Source organism: Niallia nealsonii, assembly GCF_002835805.1.
Classification (GTDB): domain Bacteria; phylum Bacillota; class Bacilli; order Bacillales; family Cytobacillaceae; genus Niallia; species Niallia nealsonii.
Genome location: NZ_PISE01000003.1, coordinates 1 through 25013 on the forward strand (window position 1 = coordinate 1; position 25013 = coordinate 25013).

General features: G+C 33.5%; 18 protein-coding genes, 1 tRNA gene and 1 riboswitch. Of the genes, 14 read left to right on the plus strand and 5 right to left on the minus strand.

Annotated features, from left to right (window positions below; translation table 11 throughout):
• Positions 1 to 24: 24 nt before the first annotated feature.
• Genes CWS01_RS00565 through CWS01_RS00575 form a run of 3 tightly spaced genes read right to left on the minus strand, consistent with a single transcriptional unit; the run spans position 25 to position 2533 of the window.
• Positions 25 to 687, minus strand: a complete 663-nt coding sequence (locus tag CWS01_RS00565) for a methionine ABC transporter permease (RefSeq protein ID WP_101175066.1) — start codon at positions 685 to 687, stop codon at positions 25 to 27.
• A gap of 1 nt (position 688) precedes the next feature.
• The gene (locus CWS01_RS00570) at positions 689 to 1702 is read right to left on the minus strand and encodes a methionine ABC transporter ATP-binding protein (RefSeq protein WP_101175068.1); all 1014 of its coding nucleotides are present in this window, start codon (positions 1700 to 1702) and stop codon (positions 689 to 691) included.
• A 12-nt stretch (positions 1703 to 1714) separates the two neighbouring features.
• On the minus strand, positions 1715 to 2533 hold the full coding sequence (locus CWS01_RS00575; RefSeq protein WP_101175070.1) for a MetQ/NlpA family ABC transporter substrate-binding protein: 819 nt from the start codon (positions 2531 to 2533) through the stop codon (positions 1715 to 1717).
• 94 nt (positions 2534 to 2627) lie between these two features.
• A riboswitch (SAM riboswitch) is annotated at positions 2628 to 2737 on the minus strand.
• Between the two features lie 367 nt (positions 2738 to 3104).
• Between CWS01_RS00575 and CWS01_RS00580 the strand changes: the two genes are divergently transcribed.
• Positions 3105 to 3178: transfer RNA gene (locus tag CWS01_RS00580), tRNA-Gly, on the plus strand.
• A gap of 263 nt (positions 3179 to 3441) precedes the next feature.
• Here CWS01_RS00580 and CWS01_RS00585 read toward each other — a convergent pair.
• Positions 3442 to 4125: a B3/B4 domain-containing protein gene (locus tag CWS01_RS00585; RefSeq protein WP_101175072.1), complete on the minus strand. Its 684-nt coding sequence runs from the start codon at positions 4123 to 4125 to the stop codon at positions 3442 to 3444.
• Positions 4126 to 4188: 63 nt separating this feature from the next.
• Between CWS01_RS00585 and queG the strand changes: the two genes are divergently transcribed.
• The 13 genes from queG to CWS01_RS00650 all read left to right on the plus strand — a co-directional run bounded on the left by queG (position 4189) and on the right by CWS01_RS00650 (position 24408).
• On the plus strand, positions 4189 to 5328 hold the full coding sequence (queG, locus tag CWS01_RS00590; protein WP_101175074.1) for a tRNA epoxyqueuosine(34) reductase QueG: 1140 nt from the start codon (positions 4189 to 4191) through the stop codon (positions 5326 to 5328).
• A 132-nt stretch (positions 5329 to 5460) separates the two neighbouring features.
• Entirely contained in the window at positions 5461 to 6360 is a 900-nt protein-coding gene (locus CWS01_RS00595; protein WP_101175076.1) for an amidase domain-containing protein, read from the plus strand.
• Between the two features lie 96 nt (positions 6361 to 6456).
• Positions 6457 to 6933, plus strand: coding sequence for a tRNA (uridine(34)/cytosine(34)/5-carboxymethylaminomethyluridine(34)-2'-O)-methyltransferase TrmL (gene trmL, locus CWS01_RS00600; protein ID WP_101175078.1), 477 nt, complete (start codon positions 6457 to 6459; stop codon positions 6931 to 6933).
• A gap of 385 nt (positions 6934 to 7318) precedes the next feature.
• Positions 7319 to 8068 (plus strand): oxygen-insensitive NADPH nitroreductase, encoded by a 750-nt coding sequence (gene nfsA, locus CWS01_RS00605; RefSeq protein WP_101175080.1) that lies wholly within the window; start codon positions 7319 to 7321, stop codon positions 8066 to 8068.
• A 539-nt stretch (positions 8069 to 8607) separates the two neighbouring features.
• Entirely contained in the window at positions 8608 to 10503 is a 1896-nt protein-coding gene (locus CWS01_RS00610) for a PrkA family serine protein kinase (RefSeq protein ID WP_101175081.1), read from the plus strand.
• 229 nt (positions 10504 to 10732) lie between these two features.
• Entirely contained in the window at positions 10733 to 11905 is a 1173-nt protein-coding gene (gene yhbH, locus CWS01_RS00615) for a sporulation protein YhbH (RefSeq protein ID WP_101175083.1), read from the plus strand.
• 775 nt (positions 11906 to 12680) lie between these two features.
• The gene (gene proC / locus CWS01_RS00620) at positions 12681 to 13496 is read left to right on the plus strand and encodes a pyrroline-5-carboxylate reductase (RefSeq protein WP_328588880.1); all 816 of its coding nucleotides are present in this window, start codon (positions 12681 to 12683) and stop codon (positions 13494 to 13496) included.
• 347 nt (positions 13497 to 13843) lie between these two features.
• A complete protein-coding gene (locus CWS01_RS00625) occupies positions 13844 to 15463 on the plus strand; it encodes a GGDEF domain-containing response regulator (RefSeq protein ID WP_101175084.1) in 1620 nt (539 codons plus the stop codon).
• Positions 15463 to 16500: a HEAT repeat domain-containing protein gene (locus CWS01_RS00630; protein WP_101175086.1), complete on the plus strand. Its 1038-nt coding sequence runs from the start codon at positions 15463 to 15465 to the stop codon at positions 16498 to 16500. The genes CWS01_RS00625 and CWS01_RS00630 overlap by 1 nt, the downstream gene beginning before the upstream one ends.
• On the plus strand, positions 16501 to 17913 hold the full coding sequence (locus tag CWS01_RS00635; RefSeq protein WP_101175088.1) for a glycosyltransferase family 2 protein: 1413 nt from the start codon (positions 16501 to 16503) through the stop codon (positions 17911 to 17913).
• Positions 17910 to 21149 (plus strand): hypothetical protein, encoded by a 3240-nt coding sequence (locus tag CWS01_RS00640; protein ID WP_101175089.1) that lies wholly within the window; start codon positions 17910 to 17912, stop codon positions 21147 to 21149. Before CWS01_RS00635 ends, CWS01_RS00640 begins: the two co-directional genes overlap by 4 nt.
• A gap of 9 nt (positions 21150 to 21158) precedes the next feature.
• A complete protein-coding gene (locus tag CWS01_RS00645; protein ID WP_101175091.1) occupies positions 21159 to 21527 on the plus strand; it encodes a response regulator transcription factor in 369 nt (122 codons plus the stop codon).
• Positions 21517 to 24408 (plus strand): ATP-binding protein, encoded by a 2892-nt coding sequence (locus CWS01_RS00650; RefSeq protein ID WP_101175092.1) that lies wholly within the window; start codon positions 21517 to 21519, stop codon positions 24406 to 24408. Before CWS01_RS00645 ends, CWS01_RS00650 begins: the two co-directional genes overlap by 11 nt.
• Positions 24409 to 24435: 27 nt before the next feature.
• Here the strand turns inward: CWS01_RS00650 and CWS01_RS00655 are convergent, their stop codons facing one another.
• Positions 24436 to 25011: a YitT family protein gene (locus CWS01_RS00655; RefSeq protein ID WP_101175094.1), complete on the minus strand. Its 576-nt coding sequence runs from the start codon at positions 25009 to 25011 to the stop codon at positions 24436 to 24438.
• Between the last annotated feature and the right edge of the window lie 2 nt (positions 25012 to 25013).

A 25013-nucleotide genomic window follows, 5' to 3' on the forward strand; every position in this document is an offset into this window, starting at 1 on the left:
AACTGCATCCTTGGTTATTTTTTATTAATCCTTGTTTAATTTACGTGCAACAACATTACCAAAAGATTGAATGCATTGTACGATAATAACAAGAATAAAAATAGTTGTATACATAACAGTAGGTTCAAAACGCAAATGCCCATATTGGTAGGCAACATCGCCTAGTCCACCTGCTCCTACTAGTCCAGCCATAGCTGTAGCGCCAATTAAACCAATAGTAGCAATAGTAAGGCCAAGGATAATAGAAGAACGAGCCTCTCTAATTAATACACTCCAAATAATTTTGAATGTACTTATTCCCATTGATTGATATGCTTCAATGACACCGCGGTCCACACTTAAGATAGAAGATTCCATTAATCTTGCGATATAAGGAGCCGTGTATACAACAAGGGGAACGATAACACCTTGGACGCCTATTGTTGTTCCAGCAATAAGCTTTGTAAAAGGAAGGATAAAAAACAACAGAATAATAAATGGTATAGAACGAATTACATTTATTATTGTATTCATGATTGTATAAAAAACAATATTTTCTGCTTGTCCACCTTTACGAGTCAAGACAAGCAAAACACCTAAAGGCAAGCCAATAATAATCGAGATTATAAGAGAGATACTTGTCATTTGCACTGTTTGTAAAAAGGCCTCCTGAATGACTTCTCCCCAATCTTCCCAAAATGTACCCATATTATTGATTCACCTCTTCTACTAAAATATTTTTCTCTTCAAGAAATTGAATGGATTTGTTCACTTCTGCTGTTTCTCCGTCAATGTGAACAAGCAATTTTCCCACAGATTGATCTTTAAGCTGGTCGATTCCACCTGCAATAATGCTCGGAAGTACATCAAATTCTTTAGCGAGTATTGCTAAAAAAGGATCTTTAGAAGAATCGCCAATAAAAGTTAATGTAACGATTTTTCCTCTTTTTGGTAATTCTTCCGCGAAATGCTCAGGCACTTTTATTCCGGATTCCCCATGCACAAATTGTTTTGTGCGTAAATGTTTTGGATTAGAGAAGATATCAAGAACTTTTCCTTCTTCTACAATTTCCCCATTTTGCATGACAGCTACACGATCACATATGCGTTTAATAACATCTAATTCATGGGTGATTAAAAAGATGGTGATGCCAAGCTCTTTGTTTACTTGCAACAATAAATCAAGAATAGATTCTGTTGTATTAGGATCAAGAGCGCTTGTTGCTTCATCACTTAATAAAATTTCCGGTTCATGTGCTAATGCTCGAGCGATAGCAACCCGTTGCTTTTGCCCACCGGATAATTGATTTGGATACATATGATGTTTATCACTTAAGCCAACGATGTTTAAATATTTATCCGCCCGTTTTTTTATATCTTGTTTTGGTACACCTTCTAATTTTAGTGGAATGGTTATATTTTCATAAACAGTAGCGGTTTTTAAAAGATTATAACCTTGGAAAATCATGCCGATTTTCTGTCTAACCTTTTGAAGTTCCTTTTTGTTTAGGGATGTAATATCTACATCATTAATTAGAACTTTTCCGGTTGTAGGTTTTTCTAATAAATTGACGCATCGAATCAGTGTACTTTTTCCTGCGCCACTATAACCTATGACTCCAACTATTTCACCCTTTTGGACAGTAAGAGAAACGTCTTTCAACGCTTCTACCGTTTTTTTTCCAACATTAAATGTTTTTGACACATGTTGCAGACTTATCATGCTAGAACCTCCTTACCAGCTTGGAACTACAGAACCATTAAATGTTTCTTCAATAAATTGTTTCACTTCGTCGCTTTGATAATATTTTTTAATTTTTTTAATTGCTTCATCGTTTTTATTTACATCGCGTGCAACAACGTAGTTTGTATATGGATTATTTTTTTCTTCTTCATGGAAGACAGCGTCATCTTTTAATGTCAAACCTGCACCCATTGCAAAGTTTGTATTAATAGCTGCAGCAGCAACTTCGCCTAATTGAGATGGCAGTTGAGCAGAATCTAATTCTAGAATTTCTAAGTTTAGTTTATTTTCAGCAATATCTTTTTTTGTTGCTTTTTCGCCAGTGCCTTCTTTTAAGGTAATTAACCCAGCTTTTTCAAATAATTTAAGTGCACGGTATTCATTGCTTGGATCGTTAGGTACTGCGATTTTGTCGCCTTTTTTAATATCATCAATGCTTTTTACAGAGCTAGAGTAAACTCCCATAGGGAAGGTTAATGTTTTGAAAACTTCACTAATCTTATAGCCTTTGTCAGCCTTTTGTGCATCCAAAAATTGTTTTGTTTCATAGCTGCTCACATCTAAATCTCCATCATCTAAAGCTGTATTTGGAGTGTTATAATCATTAAAGACTTTTAGTTCAATTTCTAAGCCGTCTTTGGCTGCAACTTCTTTTACTTTTTCCATTACTTGTTCATGTGGTCCGCCAGTTACCCCTACAAGTAATTTTTCTGTGCTAAGTGCTTTTGTTTTTTCTTCATCTTTTCCACACGCCGAAAGAATGATTAATAAAGATAAAAGTGCGGATAATAATGCAAATGTTTTTTTCATTTTTGTTTCCCCCTATATATATTTCTTTTAAGAACTTAAATAATACAAAAAACCACTTCTCAGACAAGAGAAGTGGTACTAGTTATAGTAGCTTCTCTTATCTTTACAAAACAAATATGTTTTGTAGGAATTAGCACCTGAATTAATAAATAATTTGGTTGCTGGGCTTCATAGGGCCTGTCCCTCCGCCGCTCTAGATAAGATTTTTATATATTATTATAAGTCCGATTGATTAGTTAAAATATATAATTCATAAACTAAAAAGTCAACCATTTTTTTTATGTTTGAAATTTTAGGAGAAAAATGAATTTTCTAATATTTTTAATGTTAAATGGTATAAATTAGCTTATTTTATTATATAATGGATAACAAATTGGCTGTGATATAGGGAAATAGTGATGAAGGAAATCTAAACTTTATATAGAAGAAAAAAGGATCTCAGAAACTAGATTTTGTTAACAAGTCCAAAAAAATAAAAAAAATGTCGAAAATGGTTGCTTTTTATTTTTACCAGTTATATAATAAAAAACGTGCTAAAGAGGCATGAAAAAAGAAAATGAAAAATAAATTTGCGGGTGTAGTTTAATGGTAAAACCTCAGCCTTCCAAGCTGATGTCGTGGGTTCGATTCCCATCACCCGCTCCATACATAACTAGTCACAACGCAGTGTTTCGTTTCAACTACAAGAACGAAGCATTGCGTTTTTTAATGTTTTATAAAAGAAAAAGGCTAATTATGTATTCTAAGTCTTCTGCTTATTAACCGTTTATCACGCATTAACGGGCTTTTGCCCCCACCTAAGGGCTAATAAGAGAAAATGAGAAACCTAGGTGGGTGAGAAACTTGCCTGTAAAAACCTAATTGAAGTTTCACTGTATTTTGTCATAAAGCAGAAGAATTAGAAAAAATTAATCAATAATAGCAAAATTGCCTTCTCCACCATGTATCTGAATAAACATATTCATTAAAGATTCGACCATTTTGGTTGCTTTTTCCATAGGAGTCGAGGCTTGCAAATAAACAATTTGGACAGCATCTTTTGTTGAAGATGTCACTGGGGCTCTGTTAGAATCAACAAATGGACTGCCAAAGGGACCTAATTCATCTGCATTAATAATTAGATGTTCAAGAGAATTGCTTCTTCCATTTAAGCCAGTATATTGTTCATTTTCTTTTCCAATTCGAATGATTATATCGCCGGAAAGATTGGCAGTATCATAAATCCCAATAGGCACGCCGAACTGAAGGGAAAAGAAATTATTTAAATCGATGCTGCTGTTGATTGGCAGCAAGTAGTTTTGTTTTTTTATCCTTCTATATAAGGCTTCAGCAGAATGACGATAGCGATTCGGATCCTTTCCAGTTGCCTTAAAGATTTCTCGCCATTCTTTAATAGATGGGATATCGTTTATATTGGTGTTTTCTAAATCAAAGTAAATGGATTCCTGAAAAAGCTGCAGTCTTCCTTTAATCATTTGGGGGGATGGAATTACTTCAATATTACTGTAATCAATTACTCCGATTTTAAAATGTGGGACAACCTGCTTTATGTCCCTTGAAATAGAAATAGTATGCAATCTATTTACCTCCATTTATTATATATAGTATATTTTATCCTAATTATTTTTGAAATCCAAAGAATAAGGAGGGATTTCGTGAATTATGCACAATTAAAGCAAGATATTATTGAATACAGCAAAACAATCGGGATTGATAAAATTGGTTTTACAAGTGCAAGTACGTTTGAAGAAATGAAAATTCGTTTAGTAGAGCAGCAGGCACTAGATTATCAATCAGGTTTTGAGGAAAAAGATATAGACAAGCGTGTAGATCCTTCTTTGTTAATGGATAAGCCAAAATCAATTATTTCAATAGCTCTTGCCTATCCTTCGAAAATGAAAGAGCGGGTTGTCAGCAAAAAGGGAGCAAGAAGGGGGATTTTCTGCCGGGCATCATGGGGAACAGATTATCATGTTGTTTTAAAGAATCGCTTGCAGAAATTAGAAGAATTTATTCTCGAAAGAGTTCCAGAGGCATTATGCAAATCAATGGTAGATACAGGAGAACTTGTTGATAGGGCGGTTGCCCAACGAGCGGGAATAGGCTGGTCAGGCAAAAACTGCGCAATCATTACTCCGGAATTTGGGTCTTATGTATATTTAGGAGAAATGATTACAAATTTGCCTTTTCTTCCAGATGCATCCATGGAGGATCAGTGCGGTTCCTGCAATAAATGTATAGAAGTATGTCCGACAGGTGCTTTAATACAGGGGGGGCAGCTAAATGCACAAAGATGTATTGCATTTCAAACCCAAACAAAAGGATTTCTTGCAGAAGAATTTCGGGAAAAGTTAGGGAATCGAATATATGGATGTGATACTTGTCAAACAGTCTGTCCTAAAAATAAGGGAATAGATTTTCATAACCATCCAGAAATGGAGCCAGATCCGGAAATTGCAAAGCCTCTTCTTCAGCCATTATTGCATATCAGCAATAAAGAATTTAAAGAAAAGTATGGGCATATATCCGGTTCTTGGCGGGGAAAAAAACCGATACAGCGAAATGCGCTTATTGCACTTGCTCATTATAAAGAAGAATCAGCAGTCGAGGATATTATTCTTGTTATGAATAAAGACCCTCGACCTGTATTGAGAGGAACAGCTGCATGGGCATTAGGAAAAATCGGTGGCCAATCAGCGAAAGAAGCATTGACAAATGGATTGATAATAGAAAAAGATCAAGAAGTGTTAGCAGAAATAGAAGCGGCTTTTGCTAGGATTTCATCAGAAGGATAGGAAACTAAACTATCCTTCTTTTTTTATGTGTAATATTAGTTGAAACAATAAAGGAATCAGTAATTTTAATATCATCTATGCAAAAAATAGCCAGAACGGACATATCTTTATTGGGAAGGGAGTGGAGGGATTTTGAAGCAACAGTTGCTTGAATTATTAGAAAAAAGAATGCAACAATGCGTTTCCGATGAAAGAAACTCTGCTATGGATAAAAAACTTGAACGGAAAAAGACCATTTTTGCTAAAAGAAATGCAGAGATTGTAAAGGTGAAAGGAAAAGGAAAGATTGATTATATTGATCTGTTGCAAGAAGTAGACGAAGTTTATTATACCGTTCATCTTCAATATTTTATCAAGCAATTAGATTCTTTTTACATTGAAGAAGAGATTGAAAAAAGAAAAGGAGCGTTTTATAAAGGCATACTCATTGAGGATAAAGAAATCCCTATTTGCTTTCCAATCGAAGAAAGTAACTTTTCTGTGGAGGAAGAAAGTTTATTGGAAGGGGATGTTGTATCTGATGAGGAGGAACAACAGAAAAGGCGCTATACGTATGATCGCCTAAAAGCGGTTCAATATGCAGAAAAGTGGTGGAATAGCTATAATCCAGCTTATAAAAAATTTGAAGTAGATTGCACAAATTATATTTCTCAATGTGTACGTGCAGGGGGAGGGGAGATGCATGGATATCCCAATCGAAATAAAGGATGGTGGATGCAGAATAATAATTGGAGTTATAGCTGGTCTGTCGCGAATGCCTTTCCAAGATATTTAGCATCTTCCACAAAAGGTTTAAGAGCAAAAGAAATAAAAAAAGCAACTGATTTATTATTAGGAGATGTGATTTGTTACGATTTTCAAGGGAATGGAAAATATGACCATACTACGATTGTTACAGGAAAAGATGGAAATGGAGAACCTTTAGTAAATGCCCATACGTATAATAGTAGAATGAGATATTGGAAGTATGAAGATTCATCTGCATATACTCCGAATATTAAATATAGATTTTTTACTATTTTAAATAATTAAATTATTTCAATAAGGAAGGAGAGGATTATTGTTTTTAGGAAAAGTTGTGTATAATAGTCACTAAAACAGCAATTATTTATAGAGGTGACAATCATTTTGGCAATACATATTGTATTATATCAACCACAAATTCCTTCTAATACGGGAAATATTGCACGTACATGTGCCGCAACAGATACAGTTCTTCATTTGATACGTCCGCTTGGCTTTTCTACAGACGATAAAATGTTAAAACGAGCAGGACTTGATTATTGGGAGTTCGTAGATATTCATTACCATGATTCCATAGAAGAGTTTTTTTCAGCAAATGAGGGAGGAGAATTTTTCTTTTTAACGAAATTTGGCACAAAAACTTATTCCGATTTTGATTACAGTGAAAAAGAAAAAGATTATTATTTCATTTTCGGCAGAGAAACAACAGGGCTGCCAGAAGAAATTAGAGAAAATAACAAGGAGCGGGCATTGCGCATTCCAATGAATAATAATGTCCGTTCGCTAAATCTTTCTAATACAGCAGCAATTCTTGTATATGAAGCGCTGCGTCAACAAAATTATCGAGATTTAGTGAAATAATAAGTAGGAATATCATGTAGAAAAGAAAAAAGCTGCAAAAAATGACTTGTCATTTTTTGCAGCTTTTTCTTTTGTCACTATTTAAAGAAGCGTAAAAAAGTAGCTATTTTAAAAAAATGAACCAAAGTATAGAAAAACTGAAGTGAAAATAAAAGAAAATGGACCAATGGGGCATAATCTATAGGAGAATAAATCATTTTAAACAGATGTTGCGAAATACGATTACTTAGAAAGCTTTAGTGCAAGCAAATTATTAAGATAAAGTTTAGTATTTGATTATAATGAGGGTAAGTTATTTAATAATAGGCTATATTCATGGATGCTTTTGCAATTAGCTGGAGATGGAATGACAATCATTTAGTTTAATAAAAAGGAAGTGGATAAAATGAATTCTGTTATGGAAACAATAGTAGGACACCGATCTGTCCGTAAGTTTAAGGATATCGATTTATCGAAAGAACAAGTAGAACAAATAGTACAAGCGGCACAAAGTGCGTCTACATCAAGCTTTATGCAAGCATATAGCATTATTGGCGTAACAGATAAAGAGAAAAAGAAAAAGCTTGCTGTATTAGCTGGAAATCAATCATATGTAGAAAATAATGGCCATTTATTTATATTTTGTGCCGATTTATTTAGACACTCGATAGCAGCTGAAATGGAAGGAAAAGATATATCTGCATCGTTGGAAACAACAGAGAAATTTATGGTAAGTGTAATTGATGCCTCTTTGGCTGCACAAAATGCTAGTATTGCAGCAGAATCAATAGGGCTTGGAATTTGTTATATTGGTGGCTTGCGCAATAACCTGCCAGAAGTTTGTTCTTTGTTAAATATACCTGAACGGGTGATTCCGTTATTTGCACTTGTTGTTGGATATCCAGATCAGCATACCGAAAAAAAACCACGAATCCCATTTCACCATATTTATCATGAAAACGAGTATGAGCAAGATATGGATACATATAAACAAGGCCTTAAAGAATATAATAAGATAATCTCTGCTTATTATAAAGAGCGGACAGGAAATGCAAGAAGCGATAACTGGACCGCACAGATGACAGGAATGTTAGAAGGAAAGTCTCGTTTATATATGAATGAATTTATAAAAAAACAAAAAATGGATTTGCGATAAAGTGAACCTTCTATTCAAATGCTGCGCTGGAAAATGGAAAACAAATGGTGTGCCCTATAGAAACAAGGAAACATCTAATAACTAGAGTCTTAAAGAGAAGTACTTAAAAAATCCTCATTCATAAAAATGATAAAAGATGGGTTAGCTTATTTTATGATTTGTATTCATTGGAGCTTCCATGAGAGAAAAAATAATAGGAAAAAAAGCAGGTGATTAATTCATCTGCTTTTTTCTATATTGTAAGCAAGTATGGTTATATGATATGGAAGAACATATCTTATTGAAAAAGATTCAGAAAAAAATAAAAATTATTTTAATAATATAGAATGTCACAGCATAGATTAAAACAAATGCTTATCCAAATTTTCTTTCAAACTATTAAAAGTTTGAGAGGAGACCTGCTTTTATGGAAAGAGTTTTTTTTCTCTATATAAACAAACAGTACTTGAAAAAAACTATTCTTTCTTTTAAGCATGTTCGTACACTGTAGTGCATACATTATATTATTCGTCTCTGAAAATGTGACAGGGGAGGTCCATATGAATATCTTAAAAAAAATCGAGATGTACAGACAAGAGGAAGAATTGTTAAAGTGGGAAGGGACATTTGGTGAATATTTGGAAATATTGCGAGAAAAGCCTTGGGTAGCCCAATCTGCGCATTCAAGAGTATACAATATGATTAAAGACGCGGGTATTGATGAAGTAAATGGGAAAAAGAAATACAAATTTTTCTCAGATCAATTATTTGGTTTAGAGGAACCTTTAGAGAGATTAGTAGAAGAATATTTTCACCCTGCTGCAAAGCGCCTAGATGTAAGAAAACGTATATTGCTTTTAATGGGACCAGTAAGTGGAGGGAAATCAACCCTCGTAACGATGTTAAAAAGAGGCTTAGAACAATATACTTATACGGATAAAGGTGCAGTTTATGCAATTAAAGGCTGCCCAATGCATGAAGACCCACTTCATATGATTCCACATAATCTTCGCAAAGACTTCTATGATGAATATGGCATTCGAATTGAGGGCAACTTGTCTCCACTTAACTTAATGAGATTGCAAGAGGAATATAATGGGAAAATCGAAGATGTAATGGTAGAAAGAATATTTTTCTCCGAGGACAAGCGGACAGGTATTGGTACATTCAGTCCATCAGATCCGAAGTCTCAAGATATTGCTGATTTAACTGGAAGCATTGACTTCTCTACTATAGCTGAGTATGGATCCGAGTCAGATCCACGTGCATATCGTTTCGATGGTGAGTTAAACAAAGCAAATAGAGGAATGATGGAATTCCAAGAGATGTTAAAGTGTGATGAAAAATTCTTATGGCATTTGCTTTCATTAACACAGGAAGGAAATTTCAAAGCAGGAAGGTTTGCACTAATTTCTGCTGATGAACTGATTGTAGCACATACAAATGAAACAGAGTATCGCTCGTTTATTTCAAATAAAAAGAATGAAGCACTGCATTCTCGTATAATTGTAATGCCAGTTCCATATAACTTAAAGGTAACAGAAGAAGAACGAATTTATGAGAAAATGATTATGGAAAGTGATGTATATGATGTACACATCGCACCACACACATTAAAAATTGCTGCAATCTTTACTATTCTTACAAGATTAAAAGAACCGAAAAAAGGCGATATTGATTTAGTGAAAAAAATGCGCCTATATGATGGCCAAAATGTCGAAGGATTCAGTTCCGCTGATGTAAAAGAACTTCAGCATGAGTATGCAGATGAAGGAATGAGCGGCATTGATCCACGTTATGTAATTAACCGTATTTCTTCTACTATTATTCGGAAAGAAGTTACAAGCATTAATGCGCTAGATGTTCTTCGTTCATTAAAAGATGGATTAGATCAGCATTCATCTATTACCAATGAATTAAAAGAAAAATATTTGAATTGCATTTCACTTGCACGAAAAGAGTATGATGAAATTGCCAAAAAAGAAGTGCAAAAGGCATTTGTATACTCTTATGAAGAAAGTGCAAAAACATTAATGGATAATTATTTGGATAATGTGGAAGCTTATTGCAATAAAAATAAGCTAAGAGATCCGCTGACAGGAGAAGAAATTAATCCAGATGAAAAGTTAATGCGTTCAATAGAAGAACAAATTGGCATTTCAGAAAATGCAAAAAAATCGTTCCGTGAAGAGATATTAATCCGTATTTCTGCATATGCACGAAAAGGGAAAAGATTCGATTATAATTCTCATGATCGCCTTCGTGAAGCAATTCAGAAGAAATTATTTGCTGATTTAAAAGATGTAGTGAAAATTACAACATCAACAAAAACGCCTGATGAACAACAATTGAAGAAAGTAAACGAAGTGGTAGCAAGACTAATTGACGAACATGGCTATAATTCCACTTCTGCAAATGAATTATTAAGATATGTTGGAAGTTTATTAAATCGATAAGCATAACAAGAAAGGAACGGGCAATAGTATGTCGGTTCCTTCTTTACTTCAAAAACAGCGGCTTAGACAAAATATTTACTAATTATTAGAATAATTAGTAAATTATTTTCCTATCTGGCATATGATAGAGTAATCACTATTTTTTAGAAAAAATGTTGCCCGAATTAGTGTATGCATAAAACAACAATTAGGTGAGCATTATTTAATAATTTTTTTAGGAGGGGTAGTATTGACCAAAAAAGAAGATAATCATCAGTTTGTTATTTCCCAAGAAGATTGGTCCCTCCATCGCAAAGGACACGATGACCAACAACGCCACCAGGAAAAAGTGCAGGAAGCAATCCGCAATAACTTGCCTGATTTAATAACAGAAGAAAATATTGTCATGTCAAATGGAAGAGAAGTTGTAAAAATTCCAATTCGTTCATTAGATGAGTATAAAATTCGCTATAATTATGATAAAAACAAACATGTAGGGCAAGGCAATGGGGAAAGCAAAGTTGGCGATGTAGTGGCTCGTGATGGATCTGGGGGACAAAAAGGACCTGGAAAAGGGCAAGGAGCAGGCGATCAGCCTGGGGAAGATTATTTTGAAGCAGAAGTATCTATGATGGAGCTGGAAGAAGTATTATTTAAACAATTAGAATTGCCGAATTTAAAGAGAAAAGAACAGGATCAAATCGTTGTAGAGAATATTGAATTTAATGATATCCGCAAAACTGGGCTAATGGGGAATATTGATAAAAAAAGAACGATGATGTCTGCCTTTAAGCGGAATGCGATGAAAGGAAAAGCTGGATTTTATCCCATTTATCCAGAAGATTTAAAATTTAAAACATGGAATGAAGTAGTAAAACCGGAATCAAAAGCAGTTGTACTTGCCATGATGGATACAAGTGGAAGTATGGGATTATGGGAAAAATATATGGCGCGAAGTTTCTTTTTTTGGATGACTAGATTTTTGCGGACGAAATATGAAACAGTAGAAATTGAGTTTATTGCCCATCATACTGAAGCAAAGGTAGTATCAGAAGAAGACTTCTTCTCAAAAGGAGAAAGCGGAGGGACTATTTGTTCATCGGTGTACCGTAAAGCGTTGGAGTTGATTGATAGTAAGTATGATCCAGGTCGATTTAATATCTATCCATTCCATTTCTCTGATGGAGATAATTTAACTTCCGATAATGCAAGATGCGTGAAACTGGTAGAAGAGCTGATGAAAGTTTCCAACATGTTTGGTTATGGTGAAGTCAATCAGTACAATCGCCATAGTACATTAATGTCTGCTTATAAAAATATCCAAGATGAAAAATTCCGCTATTATTTATTAAGACAGAAGTCAGATGTTTTTAATGCAATGACAAGTTTTTTTAGAAAAGAAGAAAATCAAGCTTATGCATAAAGATAAAACTCTCCTAAAAAATAAGATTTTTAGGGGAGTTGTTTTTTATTCTAAAAAAATTCCACTTGCATACCATCTTTTAAGCATTATAGATATACGTATATTAAAAAAAGTTGCATAGCGACCAATCTTCAGTCAGCTCATGAATGTAAAAACAAAATGAAAAATGAGTACTTTTGAGAAAAATGAAGGAAAAAAAGAATTATTGATAACGGTAAGTGGCCTTATCAAGAAGAAGAAGGACAAGCCTTTTTAAAAGATTATAATGAAATAGTTAAAGGAATTATGCCTACTGCTTATACATTAATTATAGATTCTACTAGTATCGTTGTTTCAAAAGCAGATATGCTTCCAGTGCTTGAGGGCTGCTTTTTTATATGAGTAATGGCTTTAAGAAAATTTAGATGATTAATCCATCGTCTGTTATAGCTAAAAGTCAAATGCAAAAACTATTAATTATACTGGAGTTTTTGTAGATTCTCTTGCGGAAGTGCAAGTATAATCTAATAGAACTTATTAGGACTGTTCAAAGGAGCAGTCTTTTTTATGCCCATTTTTCTTTAAATTCTGCTTTCTGCTTGTAACATTCGTAAAAGAAAGAACCGTTTATTTTTTCTTATGGTGTAACCGCAGCAATGATTGGGTTTGTTGCTTTCGATATTGTAGTTAAACTCATTAAACAAGGAAATGTCTTGTTTTTTGTTAAAGAGGCGTACGATAAATTTGAACTTTTCAGCCATTCATGTAACATAGAAGGATACAAATTAAAAGGGAGTTGTTTACCATCAATACAATTGGATTTATCGGATGCGGAAAGATGGCGCAAGCAATGATTGCAGGAATAATTCAATCTTCCTTTGTGCCACATGATAGTATATTAGTTAGTGCAAAAACAGATTCTACATGTAAATTAGTTCATAATGCATATAAAGTACCGTATACACTTGAAAATAGAAAAGTAGCACAGTTTGCTGATATTTTGATTTTGGCAGTTAAGCCACATTTATATGCTTCGGTATTAGATGAAATTAAGTTAGATAGAAAAAAGGATGCTATTGTTGTTACTATTGCTGCGGGAATTGATCTTGAATTTATGTATACTTATTTAGGCGAAGAAGCAAAAATTATTCGATCTATGCCAAATACGCCTTCTTTAGTAGGAGAAGGGATGACTGTTTTTTGTCATAGCAAACAAGTGACAAAAGAGGAAATGAAGTTTATAAAGAGTTTATTTTCTTCTTTTGGATCTGTACAAGTAATGGAAGAAAAGCTAATGGACTATATCCCTGCAATTAGCGGTTCTTCTCCTGCTTATGTGTATATGCTAATTGAAGCAATGGGAGATGGCGGTGTAAGAAGCGGAATTCCGAGAGATACAGCATATAAGCTTGCGGCGCAGGCCGTACTAGGCGCTGCTAAGATGGTGCTTGAAACAGGGAAACACCCAGGAAGGCTAAAAGATGAGGTCTGCACTCCTGGTGGTGCGACTATTGAGGCAGTAGCTGCGTTAGAAGAGCATAAATTTAGAGGAACAATACTTTCTGCAATGGAAGCTTGCAATCAGAAAAATAGAGAGATGAAAGCAAAATGAAAAGATAAAAATAGATTGATTTTTCTTCAGGGAAAAAGTAATGTGGAGGATAGACGGAAAGAAAAAGTAAAGTGAGATATTATCGATAATAATTGGTGTGATAACCAGCCACCTGAATTTTTAGGCTGGTTTTTTTGTATTGCCATAGGGAGTGTAAAGTTCACTATTTCAACGTAATAGAATGGACATAGTGTAGTATTAATTGGGGGATATTAAAGGTCTATAAAAAAAATTAGTATAGAGGCAAATGAAAATTAATAGAAGGATACCTCGGAACCGTTGTGAATAAATGGTAGATCAAAAAAAAATTTTAGTATAAAGAAGCTTCAAAAAAGAGGTGAGAGAGAATGCCATTAGATAAATATAAAAATTTATTAATAAAAAAAATGAAACAGCAGCTAGTAAACTGGTTTGAAAATGAAGAAATGCAAGTAATCGATCATATTGATGTTTATCGTTTTTTGCATTCTATTAAAGGAACAGCTGGGACACTGGATATGGATAATTTATATCGATTATCTGACAAGCTGTTACATATAGCAACAAAACGAACGAAATCATGGGAGAAAATAGAATTAAGAGATTTCCTTCATGATTTAGTGGAAATTGGCTTTGAATATGAGCAAATACATGAAAGTTTATCAAGTGTATCTAAAGAGCGAATGGTAAATGTACCACTGATTCAAATAATTGATGATGATATTTCCATGCTGATTTTTTTAAAGGATAATTTGGAGAAAAAAGGTTGGATGGTCATTGCAAATACAGAAGTAGATAAAGCGATAGAACAGTATTATGATATGCATCCTGATTGTATTATTATTGATGTTAATTTGCCTGAAAAATCGGGTTTTGAGGTTTTATCCAATTTAAAACAGCATACCAATCGATATTTTGTTCCTAAAATTATGTTCAGCATAAACAATGATCGAGAAACAAGAATGAATGCATTTAAAATGGGAGCAGATGATTTTATTGAAAAGCCAATTGATGTCGAGGAATTTTTAATTCGGATCGAACGCCATCTCGAGAGAAAAAGAATCTTTGATCAGTCGGTCTTAATTGACGAACTTACACAAGTATATAATCGGAAATTCTTGAGAGATTCCTATAATCGATTTATTAGTGACATTATAAGAACAAATACTGCGGGGACAATTGCCATTTTAGATATTGATTATTTTAAAAAAGTAAATGATACCTACGGTCATGTTATGGGAGACAAAGTTCTTGTAGAGTTTGCTCAATTTATTAAAAATAGTATTCGCAATACAGATACTCTATTTCGTTACGGTGGTGAAGAATTTATTATCTTTTTCCAGCGTGCCCCAGAAAAAGATGTAAAAGAGATCTTAACAAGAATGCTAGAGCGCTTCTCTGCCATTGAGTTTAAGGAAAATCAAAAAATATTTACACTAACCTTTTCAGCAGGAATATATACCATTGCCAATAAAGAAATTGATTTACAAACGGCGATAAAAACAGCTGATGAAGCTTTATATTTAGCAAAAAAGAATGGCAGAGCAAGAATAGAAAGTGCAAATCAAATCCAAAATGAACTTGCAAAAAGGGTGATGCATGTTTCCATTGTGGATGATGATGCACTGATTCGATCTATTTTAATGAATATTTTTAATAGCATTTCCCTCGATTATATTACGTTAGATGTAGTGGCATATGAAGACGGTATGCAGTTTTTTCATTCCAACAGGCTAAAAGAAACAGGACTGCATTTTCTAGTATTAGATGGAATTATGCCTGTGATGGATGGGCTTGAAATATTGCAAAAAGTAAGAAAAACAACAAGCAAACAATCTGTGCATGTGCTGATGCTGACAGGAAGGAAAAGTGAACATGATATTGCGGAAGCATTAAGACTTGGCGCAGATGATTATGTAACAAAGCCCTTTAGTTTAACAGAGCTGCAGGCAAGGATAACGCGATTAATCAAAAGGATGGTTCAATAATGGGGCAAGAACTAAAAATATTGGCAGCTGTAGCTTGTACGATAACTGGAATATTGTTTATGCTGTTAATTTATTTAGTAATAAGGAAATATAGAGAAAATAGTAGACAACAAAAAATTAAAAAATATATGGAACAGCTAGGACCAAAAGTTTTCTTTTATATTCAAAATCCAAACAGTTCTTTTATTATTCGTATAAATACTCCATTAAAAAAAACAGCATTTGAAATGGTTTTAGGCAAATATGTAGACATGCTGGAAGGAGAAAAGGAGAAAGGAGCACTAAAAAATCTGGCACTGACTTATTTAAAAGATTTTTATCAAGAAAGGCTCTATTCTCGCAATTGGAGCATTCGTATGAATACTCTTTATTATATTGAGGATTTTTATCTGATTGAACTGCAAGAGGATATTATTAAGCTAATGGAAAATTCTCCGAAAAAATCGAAAGAAGAAAAAATTCAAATACTAAGAATTCTTTCTTCTTTTCAGTATAAAGATATTAAAAAATGGATGAATACCAGTGAAGCACTTTCAGAGATAGATTACCGCAATATTGTTACTCGATTAAATGAGGAAATTTTTTATTCTTTTATTGAGTCCTTTCAAGAATTTGGGGAAGTTTTGCAGTTAGCAATTTTAGATGTTATAAGCATAAAAAAGGATTTAGATTATTTGCCTTTTTTAGAAGAAGTTTTTCAGCAAGCCCAAGGGGAACTCAGACTTCGTGCATTAAAAGCAATTGCTTCGATAGGGGTAGTTCAGGATATAAATTCTTACATGCTGCTTGCTGAATCAGAACAATGGCAAGAGAGAATGATGCTTGCTAAGCTTTTGGGAAGCAAGCAAAATGAATCCCATTTGTCTGTATTAAAAAAACTGCTGCAAGATCCTACTTGGTGGGTAAGATCACAGTCGGCAGACTCAATCAGCAGATATAAAAATGGACAAGCAGTTTTAAATGATGTATTGGAACACTCGAATGATTCTTATGCTAAAGATATGGCATGGGAATGGATAAATAAAGGAGCAAAATAAATGATATTGCAATGGTGGATGAATATAGCTCTGTTTTTTGGCATCTTTATAGCTATTTATATGGTGATTATCATTGTATTTTACACGGCGATTTTAATTACTTCCCTTTTACAGTTGCGCAGGGAATATCAATTAAATAGAGAGCAGACTTTTGAAGAGTATGCTAATGAATTATATACAAAACCTGTTTCTATCATTGTGCCGGCATACAATGAAGAAGCTGGGATTATTCAAAGTGTCAGGTCCTTATTAAGCATTAATTATCCTCTTTATGAAATTATTGTTGTAAATGATGGATCGAAAGACAGTACTTTAAACAAAGTGATTGAGTATTATGATATGAAAAAAATTGATAAGGTCATTCGCAAACAGGTGGAAACAAAAAAGGTGAAAGGCATTTATCAATCTGCCGTGCTGCCAAAATTATATATGATTGATAAAGATAACGGAGGAAAAGCGGATGCATTAAATGTAGGTCTTAACTTTTCTAATTTTCCTTATATTTGTTCATTAGATGGTGATTCTGTCTTAGAAGCAGATGCTTTTTTAAAAGTTATGAAACCAATTATGGATAGTAATGAGGAAGTAGTCGCATCAGGCGGCAGCATTCGGATTGCCAATGGTTGTACGATCCAAAACGGCCATATACTAAAAATCGGATTATCGAAACATCCGTTAGTAATCATGCAGATTATTGAATACCTGCGGGCTTTTTTAATGGGCAGAATTGGTTTAAGTAAGCATAATTTATTATTAATTATTTCTGGGGCTTTTGGTGTTTTCTCAAAACAATGGGTAATAAAAGCTGGGGGATATCGAACCAATACAGTTGGGGAAGATATGGAATTAGTGGTGAGAATTCATCGTTTGCTAAAAGAAGCAAATTTAAATAAAAAAATTATCTATGTGCCTGATCCGGTTTGCTGGACGGAGGTTCCTGAAGATATTACTTATTTGCGCAGACAAAGAAGACGATGGCATCGAGGATTATTTGAAAGCTTATGGAACCATCGCAAATTAACCTTTAATTCAAAGTACGGAAGCATTGGGATGATTTCCTTTCCTTATTTTTGGCTTATTGAATTTTTAGGACCGATTGTTGAATTGCTGGGATATATTTATACAATCGTTGCTGTTTTTTTAGGAGGAATTTATTTAGAATTTGCGATATTAATTTTTCTGCTTTCTTGTATATATGGATCTATTTTCTCTATGGCAGCTGTATTGCTGGAGGAATGGAGTTTAAGAAAATATCCAAAAATCACGCATATTTTAACACTGTTTTTTTATTCCATAACAGAATCTTTTTGGTATCGGCCATTAACAGTTTTCTGGAGATGTGAAGGAATATGGCAATTAATCAGAAAAGAAAAAGGTTGGGGAGAAATGAAACGCAAAGGGGTTTCTGAATGAATAAACGAGCAGCGGTGAGTATTATTGCATTTATTCTTATAATTATTATTGCAACGAGCCCTTTTTGGTTTTGGCAAATAAAAGGATCAAAGGTTTTGCCAGTTTTAATTATGGATAAAACTGTTTCCGACCAAACATACCGTGAACATAAAGGTTTGGCATGGATATTAAATAATCAGAAATATGTTAAGCAAAACAAAGAAAAGTATGTAGCGGAAAGTGATTATAAAGGCTTTAAGCCAATGGGAGGAACAGATTATAAAATAAGTGCTCTTCCAGATGATTTAAACAAGTATCAATTAATTTACTTAACAGATCAATATGGTGTATATGAAGAAGAGTTTTATGGAAGCAATAAGCTTGGTGAGAGAAGTGATAAATTGTACGGAGGACTTGATTTAGAGGATGTCAGTAAAATAGAAGATTCTCTATATCAATCCAATAATAAAACCCTTATTGCAGAATTTAACACTTTTGCCAGTCCAACTAGTGATAAAGCAAGAGAAAAAATAACAAATTTATTGGATTTAAAATGGAGTGGCTGGATTGGAAGAAGTTTTTTAGAGCTTGATGGGGATGAAGTGCCTGTATGGGTCAAAGAAAACTATGAAAAGATATATGATGAAAAGTGGACATTTAATGGTTCGGGAATTGTATTGGTAAATAAAGATGATTATATTGTTGTTTTAAGCGGAAAAGAATTAACTAATTCTAAAGTAAAGTTTAAGACGACGGAAAAGGGAAAAGCACAATTAGGAAAAAATCTTTCCTCTGAATATGGATATTGGTTTGATATTGTCGAGTCAAATAGGAAAGAAAATATTTTAGCAAATTATACAATTGCGGCTACTAAAAAAGGAAAAGAAAAATTGGCGGGATATGATTTGCCAACATCCCTCCCGGCGATTATTCAAAATGTAAATAATCAATATACTTCCTATTATTTTGCAGGAGATTATGCAGATGAACAAGAAGTGCCTAGCATTTATCAAACAGTTGGATTTGATCTATGGAAAGAGAAAATTACTTATCGAAATTCTTTTTATTGGAATACGTATGTACCGTTAATGAAGAGTATATTAAAAAATGGTCTTCATGAAAAAGTGCAGAAAGATACCGTAGAAACGACTACAGTTAATAATGTTAAAATAAACAGCAAAACAAATAATGAATACTTAGAAGTGAAAAAAAATGGGAAGTGGGAAAAAATCCTTATTAAAGGAGTAAATATGGGGATTTCAAAACCAGGAGCATTTCCTGGTGAAACAGCCATAACAAAAGATGAATATTTGCGTTGGTTTAAGCAGATAGGTACAATGCATGCAAATGCTATTCGGATTTACACATTGCACCCTCCAGCATTTTATGAAGCATTTTACGAATATAATCAAACGGCAAAAGAACCGTTATATTTATTTCATGGAGCATGGGTAAATGAAGAAATATTTGTAGGAAAACAGGATGCATATCATAAAGAGGTAGTAGAGGACTTTCAAAAAGAGTTAAAAAACATGATAGATATAGTTCATGGAAATGCTAGTTTGCGTAAGCAGACAGGGCATGCATCAGGCGAATATAAATATGATATTTCTAAGTATGTGTTAGGGTATATTATTGGGATTGAGTGGGACCCAGATGTTGTATCAAATACAAATAGTGCACATAAGGGAAAGGAACAATATTCGGGAACCTATTTTCAAACAACTAATGGATCCCTATTTGAAATTTGGCTTGCAAGTATGATGGATTATACGGCGAAATATGAAGGGGAAAAATACAATTGGCAGCATACAATGAGTTTTACAAACTGGGTAACGACAGATTTATTAGAACATCCTTCAGAGCCGAGTGAAAAAGAGGATAAGGCAACTGTAAATCCAAATCATATTAATAAAAAGGATGATTTTCAAGCAGGATTATTTGCCTCGTACCACATTTATCCATATTACCCTGATTTTCTAAACTATGAAAAAGATTATCAAAATTATGTTAATAAACAAGGGGAGAAAAGCAGTTATGGAGCTTATCTGCATGATTTAATTTCGGTTCATACGATGCCGGTGCTAGTAGCTGAATTTGGTGTTCCATCTTCCCGAGGAAAAACACATGAAAATATTAATGACATGAATCAAGGATTTTTATCAGAAGAAGAGCAAGGGATTATGGATACAAAACTAATGCAAATGATTGTCGACGAAAAGTATGCAGGGGGACTTGTTTTTACATGGCAGGATGAGTGGTTTAAGCGAACATGGAACACGATGGATTATGATAATCCAAATAGACGGCCATACTGGTCCAATATTCAAACAAATGAACAGCATTTTGGATTATTAAGCTTTGATCCAGGAAAGTATGAACCTACCATTTATGTTGATGGACAAGATTCTGACTGGAAGAAATTAAATATGAAGCCACTTTATCAGAATAATTCTGAAGATGAAAATTTAAAAGAGATTATGGTAACATCGGATGAACAACAGCTTAATATAAAAATGACATATAAACAGCCGGTTGATATAACAGAAGACAGCACCTATCTTCTATTTAATACGATTGAAGGACAAGGGCAAAAAAAGATAAAGTTAACAGATGACTTGCAAATCAATACAGATTTTGGTGTTGATTTTATGGCGAAAATTGCTGATAAAGAAAATTCAGAACTGCTGATCGATAGTTACTATGATACGTTCTACTATCAATATGGCTTTATGCTGAAAATGATCAACCAGCAAAAAAATGCAGATAAAGTCAATAATGGGGTATTTAACCCAATTCGTCTTGCTCTTAATAAAGAGTTGACTATTCCAGATAAAAAGATTCCTTTTTCCTCCTATGAAACAGGAAAGCTAATGTACGGAAATGGAAATCCTAACAGTAAAAATTTTAATAGTTTAACCGATATAAGCATTAGCAAGGATAAAAAAACAATTGAACTGCGAATACCTTGGGCACTATTGAATATAAAAGATCCAAGCCAAAAAGAAATAACGGCAGATCTTTGGAAAAAGGGTTTAGAGGGCAGTGAATATATTGATGGAATCCAATTGGCTTTTATTTCTGTGAAGGGAAATAAAATAGTATCTTCATTGCCAAGTCTTCATGAGTCTAAGATGATAAAAGAAGATGATATGAAAATATATAAATGGGATAATTGGGAAGAGCCTTTATATCATGAGCGTTTAAAACAGTCTTACTATATTTTGCAAAAGACTTTTTCTAAAATAGAGAATTAGGGAGAAAGAATGAAAAGAATATTGATTGCAGAAGATGAAGAAATTTTAAGAATGTTAATTATGGACACATTAGAAGATGAAGATTATGCTGTGGATGAGGCTCAAGATGGTGAAGAAGCAATCGAACTTTTACAAAAGAATAAGTATGATTTGCTTATATTAGATTATATGATGCCGATAGTAACAGGGTTAGAAGTTATTGAAACAGTTCGTCGTGACATGGGGGATCATCAGCAGAAGATACTGATGCTATCTGCAAAAAGTCAATCCTTTGAACAGGAAAAAGCATTAAAGACAGGTGCAGATTATTTTATGGCGAAACCGTTTAGTCCTTTAGCACTTTTAGCAAAAGTGGAGGAGATATTTAATGAAAATTAATTCCTATATTAAAAAAAGCATATCAAGGCAATTTATTGCCTTAATATGCTTTTTCATTCTTTTATTTCTTTTTGGAGCGGCAGTTCTAACAGGACTGCAAAAATCAACGAATGATGGTTTTATTTCAAATCGTCAAAAATTTATTGATAAGCGAGCTTTAGCGGAAGAGATAGAAACGCACCTTAATAATGCCCTTTTTAATATAAGAGGATATTTAGCATTCGATAATGAGGAATTGCGAGATGAAGTGAATCAAGAAGAACAAGACATTGCTGTTTTGCTAAAACAATTTAAAAAAGTTGCAAAAACAGATAAAGATAGTGAAATGTACAAAAAATTAGTTTCGTTCAATGAATATATTTTTGATGATGCATTTCCGAAGGCTGTAGCATTTCACGAAGCTGGCAACACAGATAAAGTGAAAGCAATAGCAAATGGCGGTGCTACGGCAAAGATTAATAATTTAAAAAAAGAATTAATTGCTTATAAAAAATATCTTGATACAAAATTAACAGAAGTAGTTACTAACTTAGAGACTGATAATTCCAAATTGCAATTTTACTTTTTTCTCTACAGTGTCCTTTTATTGGTTATTGTCTATATTATTGGGCGAATGATGGTTTTAAAAATAGGGAAGCCATTAACTGATTTTGCAGTTGCTGCAAATGTCATAGCAAAAGGGGAGGATGCAGAAATACAAGTAGAGGCGAATAGAAAAGATGAACTAGGAACTTTATCAGTTGCTTTTTCAAAAATGTATAAAAAAATCCAAGAAAAAGAACAAGATTTAGTAGCTCAAAATGAGGAACTCATCGCCCAACAGGAGGAATTGCATGCCCAACAGTCAGAACTAGAAGAAGCTCTCGAAAAAGTTAAACATAATGAGGAAACACTGTATCGTAGAAATCATTTAATAAACAGTCTTTCTCACTCATTTAATAAACAGCAATTATTAAATAGTATTATAACAAACATGTGTGAACTTATTAGTGCAGATAGAGGAATTATCGTCTTGACAGATAAGGATGCTTTTGCTGCTTTTGGAATTTCTACAACAGGTGCTGACCAATTTAAAACTTTTTTATTTGAGGGGATGTATTTCCGTTTGTTGGAGCAGAAAAGCCCATTCATTATAAAAAGAGAGTTGGAGATTTCTGAAAAGGCCTACCATATAGAAAATGGCTATGTATATGATTTATACATTCCAATCTTTTCTTCTACAGATGAGATTGCCGCTATTATGATGTTTAGCCGCTTTAGTGATCGTTTTTCTGAATTTCAAATGGATGAATTCAGCGCATTAGCAAAACAAATTGGGCTTTCATTAGACACTATTAAGTTGTTTGAAGAAACAGAAAGGGCAAAAGAGCTAAATCAAGATATATTAAATAATGTTCAAGAAGGAATTCAGCTTGTTGGAACAAATGGAGAAACTCTTCAAGTAAATACTAAATTTTGTGAAATGTTTGCACAGGATAAAAACTGGCATGACTTTGTTGGGAAAAGCTGGGATGTTTGGACAAAACAAATCGAAGCAACTTTCGGAGATGATTGCAGTTTATTAGCTTATATAAAAGATTCCTTACAAAATCGATTAGAGCAGTCGTTTACTTATCAATTCCAAGAAACTGGAAAAGTTATGAAAGTATATGCAGAAGATTTATATCGCAATGAAACCGTTAAAGTCGGCACAGTATTTGTATATCGAGACATGACTAAAGAATATGAAGTAGACAAAATGAAATCAGAATTTGTCAGTACAGTCAGCCATGAACTCCGAACCCCGCTTGCCAGTATTTTAGGATTTACAGAACTCTTAATCAATAGAGAATTGAAAAAAGAGAGGCAGCTAAAATATTTATCTACTATTTATGGAGAAGCAAATAGGCTAACATTATTGATTAATGATTTTCTTGATGTTCAAAGAATGGAAGCAGGAAAACAAACATATGAGAAAAAATATCTTGAAGTTCTTTCTATTTTAAGGAAAATTGTAGATAATCAAAAGGTGAATGCTATAAAGCATAAAATTACAATTAAATCAGATCTGAATCAAGCAATCATCCTCGGCGACAAATTAAAAATAGAGCAGGCATTTACGAATATTATAGGAAATGCCATTAAGTATTCACCTGAAGGAGGAACTATTCAAATATCTATTTATGAAGAGACAGAGACATTAAATGTTTCTGTTAAAGATGAAGGCTTGGGGATTCCTGAGGGAGAAAGTGCTAAACTTTTTAATAAATTTTATCGAATTGATAATTCAGATCGACGTAAAATAGGCGGCACTGGTTTAGGATTAGCAATTGTGCAAGAAATAGTAAATGCCCATGGAGGGAAAATAACTGTACAGTCACAATTAGGTGTAGGAAGCAATTTTACCTTGTCTTTTCCTAAGCTTTCTATGGAAGTTCAAACATCCAATAACAAGGAATATACACAAGGAAAAGTTTCCTATCGTATAGCAGTAGTAGAGGATGATTATAGCTTAGCAGAATTAATTACACAGGAATTAAAGGACTTTGGTTTCGAAGTACATTATTATAAAAGTGGGCAAGAGGCTCTAAAAGCGATAAATGAATATATACCAGATGCTATTGTTCTTGATATTATGCTAGAAGAGGATGATATCAATGGCTGGAATATAATGAAGCGTTTAAAGCAAAGGAAAGAGACGAAAGATGTTCCTATTGTTATCTCAACAGCATTGGATGAGAAAGAAAAAGGATATGCACTAGGAGCAATGGATTATTTAGTGAAACCATATCGAACAAGTGAATTATCACGTACTATTATGCAAACTTTACTAAAAATGGGCAAAAAAGGTCAGGTTTTAATCCCTCACACAGAGGATGATCAAGCTACTGATACAAAATAAGAATAAGCAAATCAAAACAGCGGTTCGTTAAGGAGCCGCTGTTTTCCTTCCTGTTATTAGCGTAGTAAAAATAGCTACAAAAATAATCGTAAAAAAGGATGGAGTTATTTTCTCTATTCCCACAATATTTATCCCACTGACTAAAATAATTCCATCGAGAAAAAATATAATGATTCCTACGGGGATAGACGACATTCTTGCAATTATTTGAGCAAGTAAATCTGTACCGCCAGTACTTGTCTCAAATCGAAGCATAATGCCAATGCCGATGCCAATAATGGTTCCTCCAATAAAAGAACTTAAAAGAATCGATACCGAAAAAGCATCACGTAAAAAAGAAAAGATGTCAATCATAAAAGAAGAAATAAGAAAACCAAAGATTCCATAAAAAAAGTAGTTCTTATCATAAAACCAAACGAATAAATAGAGAGGAATACTAATGAGGATCATCGTCAGACCTGTTGGAATTTGATAATGATAATGTAAAATTAAACCAATTCCAATTAATCCCCCATCTAAAATATGATGTGGAACTAAAAATCCATTTACACCAATCCCTATAAGCATACTGCCGATAAAAATAACTGCAAATTTTTCTAGCATGT

Excerpts from the sequence above, each read along its gene's own strand:
- CWS01_RS00655 (WP_101175094.1), bottom strand. The coding sequence starts at position 25,011 with ATGCTAGAAAAATTTGCAGTTATTTTTATCGGCAGTATGCTTATAGGG.
- CWS01_RS00585 (WP_101175072.1), bottom strand. The coding sequence starts at position 4,125 with ATGGAGGTAAATAGATTGCATACTATTTCTATTTCAAGGGACATAAAG.
- CWS01_RS00635 (WP_101175088.1), top strand. The coding sequence starts at position 16,501 with ATGATATTGCAATGGTGGATGAATATAGCTCTGTTTTTTGGCATCTTT.
- CWS01_RS00610 (WP_101175081.1), top strand. The coding sequence starts at position 8,608 with ATGAATATCTTAAAAAAAATCGAGATGTACAGACAAGAGGAAGAATTG.
- CWS01_RS00570 (WP_101175068.1), bottom strand. The coding sequence starts at position 1,702 with ATGATAAGTCTGCAACATGTGTCAAAAACATTTAATGTTGGAAAAAAA.
- CWS01_RS00630 (WP_101175086.1), top strand. The coding sequence starts at position 15,463 with ATGGGGCAAGAACTAAAAATATTGGCAGCTGTAGCTTGTACGATAACT.
- nfsA (WP_101175080.1), top strand. The coding sequence starts at position 7,319 with ATGAATTCTGTTATGGAAACAATAGTAGGACACCGATCTGTCCGTAAG.
- CWS01_RS00640 (WP_101175089.1), top strand. The coding sequence starts at position 17,910 with ATGAATAAACGAGCAGCGGTGAGTATTATTGCATTTATTCTTATAATT.
- CWS01_RS00575 (WP_101175070.1), bottom strand. The coding sequence starts at position 2,533 with ATGAAAAAAACATTTGCATTATTATCCGCACTTTTATCTTTATTAATC.
- CWS01_RS00625 (WP_101175084.1), top strand. The coding sequence starts at position 13,844 with ATGCCATTAGATAAATATAAAAATTTATTAATAAAAAAAATGAAACAG.
- CWS01_RS00650 (WP_101175092.1), top strand. The coding sequence starts at position 21,517 with ATGAAAATTAATTCCTATATTAAAAAAAGCATATCAAGGCAATTTATT.
- CWS01_RS00565 (WP_101175066.1), bottom strand. The coding sequence starts at position 687 with ATGGGTACATTTTGGGAAGATTGGGGAGAAGTCATTCAGGAGGCCTTT.
- CWS01_RS00645 (WP_101175091.1), top strand. The coding sequence starts at position 21,159 with ATGAAAAGAATATTGATTGCAGAAGATGAAGAAATTTTAAGAATGTTA.